This window comes from Actinomycetota bacterium (assembly GCA_035759705.1).
In the GTDB taxonomy this organism is placed as follows: domain Bacteria; phylum Actinomycetota; class CADDZG01; order JAHWKV01; family JAHWKV01; genus JAJCYE01.
Window position 1 is genome coordinate 1 of record DASTUJ010000017.1, and the last position, 7,601, is coordinate 7,601.

Here is a 7,601-nt window from a genome sequence, read left to right on the forward strand (position 1 = left end):
GTCGGGGTTGGAGTAGGCGCAGGTGGGGTGGGGGAGGGGGCAGGCGTTGGGGTGGGAGTGGGCGCCTTCGGGCACTGGCCCAGAAGCCTCTGTAGGAAGTTGCACGTCGTGGCCGGCGCGGTTGCGGCGTAGGCCGGGGTCGCGGAGCTGACCAAGGGGAACGCAGCGGCGACCACGAGCAGCGCAACGATCAATCGACGTTTCCTACCAGGCTGGGACATAAGAACGGTCTCCTTGAAAAGTGAAGCTGTCGTCCAGTGGACGGCGCGCCCGCGGGTGGTAACCAGTATTCATTTCATCGGCAGGAGTTTGCGCGATTTAAGGGGGATTGACTATCTGCCCGATCGGGCGCAGCGTGGCTTGGCTGCGTATCACAGGTGATACTATTGGGCTCTATGGCTGAAGTAACGATTCGGGATCTTAGGAACCACGGCGGCGAGGTCGTGGACCGGGTCGCCGCGGGGGAACGGGTCACAATCACCCGGGCCGGCAAGCCGGTTGCAGAGCTTCGGCCGATCGGCCGAGCGCGGCTTAGTGGAACGGCCGTCCTCGAGCGTTGGGCGCACCTACCTAAGGTCGACCCAGGCGATCTACGGTCCGATGTCGACCGGCTGATCGACTCCTCGCTATGAAACCCCGGCAGGGTGTCGGACTGCTCGACACCAGCACCTTGATCTTCCTACCTCAGCTCAACGATCCCTCGTCACTGCCCGCCGAGCCGGTTATCTCATGCATCACGCTCGCCGAGTTGGCAGTTGGACCGCTGGTGGCCGAAGGCTCCCGCGAGCAGGCCGCTCGCCAAGCCCATCTTCAGCAGGCCGAGGCTGATTTCGAGCCGCTGGTGTTCGATGCCGATGCGGCGCGGGCCTTCGGCCGGGTGTCAGCTTCGCTTAGGCGGGCGGGACGCAAGACCTCAGCACGGGCGTACGACGCGATGATAGCCGCCATCGCGATCGCCAACGGCATTCCGGTATACACCTGCAACCCGGACGATTTCGCAGGCATCGAAGACCTCGAGTTAGTGGCCATTCCGCACCCGGACGCCGCGCGGAGCTAAAAGAGCAGGTCGACCAGGCCCCGGCCGATGGTGTAGGCCCCGACCACCAGCAGGATCACCGCTATCAGTACCAGCGGCCCGACCCACCAGTCGGTGCCCCGCTGAAGGGGCGTGGCTTCGTCGGTGGCGTGGTAGACCGCCAGTGTCGTCCCATCTTCAGCCCGCAGCATTGCGTGAGCCTCTGCGTCGGCCTCAAGGTCGGAGGCGGCAACCAGTAGCTCGGTTATCTCGTCGTCGGTCAGCCGAACGGTGACCTCGTTCAGTGCCTTCCCGCGGTCATCCGTTAGTTCCACGCCCTAGTCATTCCCAAAGATGGGAGCCAGAAACGGGCCCATGGTGCCCACCAGCTGGAAAAGCGCCTCGGCCCGTGACTTGTCCTGGTCCAGGTGAGAGAGAAGGTCGACCCCCAGGTAGAGGGCGACCACGGCAAATGCTAGGGTCCTCGGGTTGACGGCGCTCTCAAAGATCGACCCGGTGACCAGGTCGGAGATCACTCCTTCGGTGAAGGCGATCCACGGCTCCATCCGGGCAACCACCTCGGGCCCCAGGTCGGGGCGGGCCAGGCTGCCGGCGACCATCTCCGAGATCACGGTGATGTGGCCCGAGACCAGGTCCTCCCGGTAGAGGCGGGTGGCGGTCTGGATCTTGTCGTCGACACTTTTTGCCTTGCCGATGGAGTCGCGGTACCGGCTCATGCGATCGGCGCTGGTCTTGTCCAGGGTCGCCAGAAGCAGGTCGTTGAGAGTGCCGAAGTGGTAGAAGATCAGGGCCTGGTTGAACCCTCCGCGGCGGGCGATCGCGCGGGCGCTGGTGCCGGCAAAGCCCTCCTCCTTGAGCGTGGAGAAGGCTGCGTCGACGATGCGGTCCTTGGTCGAGGCGGGCAGGTCTTCGCCGCCGACGACCTTCAGAACCGGTTGAGCTCGCTCCTTAGGCACCAGTCAATTCCTCCACATTCTGTCTTCCAGGTGCCTGCGCCGGGGTCACATTTGCGAATTCCCACCGATAGCCCATAATCCCTCTCGTTCAACTTAAGTGAGGCGGTTATGAGCGTAAACGAAATCGATGAACCCGGCGAAGACGAAGAAGACGACGAAGAAGACGTTCCCTTAGCCGCTGAAGAGGAAGCAAGCTTCGACGAGTTCCTTTCGAAGGCAGCCAAGGAAACCACCGACTCCGAAGAGGAGGAGGAGACTCTTCTCGATCTGACCCGTGAGGAGCGGCTGGAGTCACTTTCCATTCGAGCGGCTCCCAAGCAGCCGAATGAATTTGTATGCACTTCCTGCCGCCTGGTGAAACACGAGAGCCAGCTCGCCGACGCCAAGCGTGAGCTCTGTCGCGACTGCGTCTAACCGGACGGACGAACCTCCGGCGGCGACCGGCAAACGTCTCACCGACACCGGCAAGCTAACAAGCGTTCCCGCAGGTCTGCTGGCGGGCGCCCTATCAGGTGGGTTGTGTTTCCTGGCCTTCCCACCGGTCGATGCGTGGGTCCTGGCTCCCGTTGCCCTGATCCCGCTCGCCATCCACTTCTCGCTGGCGGGGAGGGGAGCGGTGGCGGCTTCCGGGGCGGCTTTCGGCCTGGTCTTCAACGGCCTGCTGCTCTACTGGATCCGCCTTTTCGGGCCGGCTCCCTACGTCGCGTTGACCATCGTCCAGACCCTCTGGATAGTCGCCGCCCTTCTGCTCGGCGTGCTGGTGCGGGACCGGATGCCCGAGCGGCTTCGCATCCTCGCGCTGCCGCTGGTCTTCTTGCTGCAGGAGTTCTTCCGATCGCAGATGCCGTGGGGCGGGTTCGCCTGGGGAGGGCTCGGCTACACCCAGCACAACAACCTGCCTGCGCTGAAGTTGGCGGCCTACACCGGCGTGTGGGGGCTCAGCCTCGCCGTCGCTTTGGTCAACTGCCTGCTTGCGTGGGCCTTCATGAACTATCGCACCGACCGGAAACGGGCGCTGGCTTTCGTGGGGGGAGTGGTGGCGCTTGCCCTGCTTCCCGGCCTGCTGCCGGTGTCGTCACCCGCAGGCGAGACCGCAAAGATCGCCATGGTGCAGGGCAACGTACCGCGCAACACCCTCGACCCGAACTCGGACGACGACATCGTCGTCGACAACCACCTGCGGCTGACCGAGGAGCTCGACGACGCCGACCTGGTCGTGTGGCCCGAGGGAGCCTTCGACGTGGACCCGCTGACGCGCCCCGATTACCGGGAGACACTTCTGGGCGCAGTCGAGCGGCAGGAGTCGCCGTTTCTCGTCGGCGCGATCCTCGGCTCCGGTACGGACGACGTGCGCAACAGCAGCCTCTTCATCAATGCCGACGGCACGCCGGGGGACTCCTACACCAAACAGCGCCTGGTTCCATTCGGCGAGTTCGTGCCGCTGAGGAGCTTCCTGCAGCCCAAGTTCGAGGAGATCAACCGCATCCCAGTCGACCTGTCGGCGGGTACCGAGGCAACCGTCTTCGAGATCCCCCAGGGCAAGTTCGCCTCGGTGATCTGCTACGAGTCGACCTACGCCGACCTGGTGCGCACCTTCGTCAACCGGGGCGCCCGCATGCTGGTGGTCTCGACGAACTTCAGCTCGTTCGACCTGAGCGCCGCCAGCGCCCAGCACGTCGCGTTCAGCCAGCTGCGGGCGGCGGAGCAGCGGATGTGGGTGGCGCACGCGTCGATCAGCGGCATATCGGCGGTGGTGGACCCGCAGGGGCGGGTGCTGGAGACCACAAACCTGTTCGAGCCGGCCGTGCTTACGCCGACGGTGCGGTTCGCCACCACGACAACGCCGTACGCGAAGCTCGGGGACTGGGTGCCGTGGGGGGCCGTTCTCGCAGTCATCGGCTCCCTGGTGGCGCCGTTCTTCCGCCGGCGGCCGAAACCGGAGAGCTAATGCGGCCCCAGCGGCCCGATGCGGTCCACCTTGCCGTTGGTTGACGCCCTCTTCTCGACCGCCTGCTTGCGGATGGCCGCAGCCGAAGCCTCCAGAAGCTCCTTCACCCGGTTCAACCGGTCCGACTCGGAACGCATCTCCAAAAGCTCCTGCTTGACGTCGATCCCCATGTGGAACCTGGAGGCCAGGGCGAAGGCCAGGCCGCGGTGGTCGGGGGAAGGCTCGTCGAACTCGACTCCGGTGGCGACCATCACCCGGCGATACTCGGCCAGGCATGCCTCGTACTCGGAGTCCGGGGGGAGGGGAGTGTCGTCCTCGACGGGGGAGACATCGGCGGTCAGGAATGAACGCTCTGACCGGACGTCCAGCAGGGTGAAGCGGTCGGTCCCCTGGACTACGATGTCGAGCTGCCCGTCGTCGTAGCGCTCGAGGACCTCGACCACCTCGGCCCTGGTCCCGACGTCCCGGGTCCCGCGGCTGTTGAGCAGGACGATGCCGAACTCGGACTCGGTGTCCAGGCACTCGTTGATGAGCTCCTTGTACCGCTCCTCGAAGATGTGGAGGGGAACCCGCTCTCCCGGGAGGAGCACCAGGCCCAGGGGAAACAAACCGATCTCAGGCATGGACTCATTCTGTCCTAAACCCGTGCCAACCAACCGTGTACAACCGGCCGGGTGAGCCATTAGTGTTCCGATCCGAGGGGTCGGACCTCCTGAATGGGAGAAGAAGTGGAAAGTTCCAAGCGGCGGGGGAGCCTGGTGCCGTTCCTGATCCTTCTTATTGTCCTGCTGCTGCTTGCGGTCGTCATCCTCTTCTTCCGAGGGGACCGAAGCACCCCGGCCCCGGCGGCGGCCCGGCAGGACGACTCGGTCGTCGCGCTGACGCTGCTGCAGCTGAACGACGTCTACGAGCTCACCCCGGTTGGCGGGGGCGCCGAAGGCGGGCTCGCCCGGGTTGCGGCGCTCCGCAACGAGCTGCGGCGAGAGAACCCCAACACGTTCACGGTCCTTGCCGGCGACCTGCTCAACCCTTCGGCGTTAAGCACCGCGGTGGTCGACGGGGAGCGCCTGGACGGGCGCCAGATGGTCGACGTGATGAACGGGATCCTCGACTACTCGACCTTCGGAAACCACGAGTTCGACCTAAGCCAGGACCACCTGACCAAACGTCTTGCCGAATCCAGGTTCGAGTGGTTTTCGAGCAATGTGACCGACACCTCCGGCCAACCGCTTCCCGGTATACCGAAGAACGTGGTCTTCACCGTCGAAAACGATGCGGGCGAGAAGGTGCAGGTGGGCATGTTCGGGGTGACCGTCGCAAGCCCCACCGCCGCTTACGTCCAGTACCAAAACCCCATCGAGACGGCGAGGGAGCAGGTGGCCGAGCTCCGGTCCGAAGCCGACATTATCGTTGCGGTCACCCACCTCCCGGTGCAGGACGACGTGCACCTAGTCCAGGCGGTTCCCGGAATCGACCTGGTGCTGGGCGGCCACGAACACGAGAACATGGAGCTTCTCCGGGGGCCGGATCTGACGCCGATCTACAAGGCTGACGCCAACGCCCGGACCGTCCAGATCCACGAGCTGAGGTGGGACACCGAAAAGGAAGAACTCTCCATCGTCTCCCTGCTCCGGCGAGTGACCGACGCCGACCCCGAGGACCCGGAGACCGCTAAGCAGGTGGACCGGTGGGTCGACGCCGCCTTCGACGGTTTCCGGAGCCAGGGTTTCGACCCCGAGCGGGTCGTCGCCACGGTGAACGAGGACCTGGATGGCCGGGAGTCGAGCGTTCGCAACCACCCGACCCGGCTCACCGACCTCATAGCCCTGAGCATGGTCCGGGCGGCCCCGAGTTCCGAGCTGGCGTTCTTCAACTCGGGCTCAATCCGCATCGACGACGTGCTGCCGCCCGGCGACGTGACCGAGTACGACATCATTCGCATTCTGCCCTTCGGCGGAACCGTCCAGCAGGCACAGATCAGAGGCGACGTGCTGAAACAGGTGCTGGACCAGGGGAGAACGGGCGGAGGAACCGGCGCCTTCCTCCAAACCGCCAACGTCGCCCTCAGCGACAACAGTTGGCTGGTCAACGGGGCTCCGCTCGATCCGGCAAGGAACTATTCGGTCGCGCTGAACGACTTCCTCTTGTCCGGCCGGGCCAACCTACCTTTCCTGACCCGGGACAACCCGGGCGTGACGAACGTCACGGACCACGGAGACGTCCGAAAGGCGCTCATCGCCGAACTCGAGGCGCTGCCGGAAGAGGTCGATCCGGCCGCCTGAGGCAATCCGATCGGCGTGCCAGAAATCGGGCGGCGTCTCGGCTGTGTTGACCCATACTTGCCCGGGTGGTCGAGCTACCAAATACGAAGAGAGACTCCGAATGAGCCCGAGGAGGTCGTGAGCCGGACGATAACCGGTCTGGCCCCACCCGCCTCCGCCGGAGGCTTCCTTGAAGCACTGAGCCCGACAAGTCCTCTGAACTAAGCCTATGCGCGTCCCTACCATGATCGTAAGGAGAAATCCCCATTTTCGGGGTCTAGGTAGACGGCAGCATATCGGTCGCCTATCTCCCAAGGCACCCCGTCGCAAACGGAAACCCGATTCTGGTCGGCCGATCCGGCCGGCTCACTGGCGTAAACCAGCTCGTTGTCCGGATCGATAAGAGCACACCGCGCTTCACCGGGGCGCTCGCTGACAAAAACGACGGGATGGAGACCCCGATTGTCCACCAGATCGCTGAACTGTAACTGGTCCGTCTGCGCGAACGCGTCCGGCTCCGCGCTTTCTATGAAGGCGCACTCAGCTCTCTTGAAGCAAGCGCGAGACCTTGGGCGGCATATTCACGGGGTCTCCCGCCGTTCGGGCCCTAACTGCAATAACAACCGGCCGGAGTGGTGCAACTCGCGGCGAGCAACCGCGCGTGGGAGAGCTAGCTAACGCTGGCGTCGACACAGGTAGCAGCCATCTGGAACATCACCCTGGTCTCCCCATACAACTGGTTCGGCGTAAGAGACGTCGTGCCTGGATTCGCTTAGTGAAAGAACTCCGAACTGAATCGCGAAGACACTTGCGAAGCCAGCAAGGACACCGGAAATCCCGCCAGCTGCGTCTGGAACTAGCAACGCAACGAGAAGAAGACCGCCAATCCCGACCGGCACCCCCGCAAGAATCACTGGATTCTCATTTCTGAACGAAGCCCGCTCCATGTGATAATCCGCGGGCTCTGGCGCGCCCCTAATCATGCAGCCCCTAAGGAGCACGACGATGAATGGTGCCATCACAATCGTGACGCCTGAAAGCATCAATGCAAAGGTGACGTACTGGAAGCTTCTGTCTTCCCCTAGAAAGAACGCAACGCCAGCTGCGGCGAAGCTCGGAATGAGGAGCATCCAAGCTCTCAGCTTGGCCCTTGATGCAACTTTTACCAAAGCCCGCTTTGTTCTCACTTCTTCTCCTGTCACTTGTTCCCACTTTGTAAGTGTTTCCATGACTTATCGTCTGCTTACCGACGACACGAGCGCAGAAGTACCAGCAGACACGACACTTACGCCCGCGACACATCCAGCAACGGGAACCAGACCTTTGGCTGCGAACTTCGCAGCGGTGCAGAATTTCCCAAGGTTCCCCACGGCAGTGCCGGCGACATCCTCGGCGCCGAG

General features: G+C 63.8%; 10 protein-coding genes. 5 read left to right on the plus strand and 5 right to left on the minus strand.

The genetic code is table 11. From position 1 onward, the window contains the following. A partial coding sequence (locus VFV09_01045) for a hypothetical protein (GenBank protein HEU4866288.1) occupies positions 1-194 on the minus strand: 194 nt, incomplete at its 3' end. A 201-nt stretch (positions 195-395) separates the two neighbouring features. On the opposite strand from VFV09_01045, the gene VFV09_01050 reads away from it, so the two are divergent. Together VFV09_01050 and VFV09_01055 are read left to right on the plus strand one after the other, a co-directional pair. Next, the gene (locus VFV09_01050) at positions 396-632 is read left to right on the plus strand and encodes a type II toxin-antitoxin system prevent-host-death family antitoxin (protein HEU4866289.1); all 237 of its coding nucleotides are present in this window, start codon (positions 396-398) and stop codon (positions 630-632) included. Then, positions 629-1,057, plus strand: coding sequence for a type II toxin-antitoxin system VapC family toxin (locus VFV09_01055; GenBank protein HEU4866290.1), 429 nt, complete (start codon positions 629-631; stop codon positions 1,055-1,057). The genes VFV09_01050 and VFV09_01055 overlap by 4 nt, the downstream gene beginning before the upstream one ends. Here the strand turns inward: VFV09_01055 and VFV09_01060 are convergent. Together VFV09_01060 and VFV09_01065 are read right to left on the minus strand one after the other, a co-directional pair. Further along, positions 1,054-1,350, minus strand: a complete 297-nt coding sequence (locus VFV09_01060; GenBank protein ID HEU4866291.1) for a hypothetical protein — start codon at positions 1,348-1,350, stop codon at positions 1,054-1,056. The two genes, VFV09_01055 and VFV09_01060, sit on opposite strands and share 4 nt — an antisense overlap. A gap of 3 nt (positions 1,351-1,353) precedes the next feature. Continuing rightward, positions 1,354-1,992 carry a TetR/AcrR family transcriptional regulator gene (locus VFV09_01065; protein ID HEU4866292.1) on the minus strand — a complete coding sequence of 213 codons (639 nt, stop codon included), beginning with the start codon at positions 1,990-1,992 and terminating at the stop codon, positions 1,354-1,356. 108 nt (positions 1,993-2,100) lie between these two features. On the opposite strand from VFV09_01065, the gene VFV09_01070 reads away from it, so the two are divergent. Next, positions 2,101-2,406 carry a DUF4193 family protein gene (locus tag VFV09_01070; protein ID HEU4866293.1) on the plus strand — a complete coding sequence of 102 codons (306 nt, stop codon included), beginning with the start codon at positions 2,101-2,103 and terminating at the stop codon, positions 2,404-2,406. After that, entirely contained in the window at positions 2,381-3,940 is a 1,560-nt protein-coding gene (lnt, locus tag VFV09_01075; GenBank protein ID HEU4866294.1) for an apolipoprotein N-acyltransferase, read from the plus strand. The genes VFV09_01070 and lnt overlap by 26 nt, the downstream gene beginning before the upstream one ends. On the opposite strand, the gene VFV09_01080 is transcribed toward lnt, so the two are convergent. After that, on the minus strand, positions 3,937-4,563 hold the full coding sequence (locus VFV09_01080) for an LON peptidase substrate-binding domain-containing protein (GenBank protein HEU4866295.1): 627 nt from the start codon (positions 4,561-4,563) through the stop codon (positions 3,937-3,939). The two genes, lnt and VFV09_01080, sit on opposite strands and share 4 nt — an antisense overlap. A 105-nt stretch (positions 4,564-4,668) precedes the next feature. Between VFV09_01080 and VFV09_01085 the strand changes: the two genes are divergently transcribed. Next, a complete protein-coding gene (locus VFV09_01085; GenBank protein HEU4866296.1) occupies positions 4,669-6,222 on the plus strand; it encodes a bifunctional metallophosphatase/5'-nucleotidase in 1,554 nt (517 codons plus the stop codon). 653 nt (positions 6,223-6,875) lie between these two features. Here the strand turns inward: VFV09_01085 and VFV09_01090 are convergent. After that, entirely contained in the window at positions 6,876-7,388 is a 513-nt protein-coding gene (locus tag VFV09_01090) for a hypothetical protein (GenBank protein HEU4866297.1), read from the minus strand. Positions 7,389-7,601 lie beyond the last annotated feature (213 nt).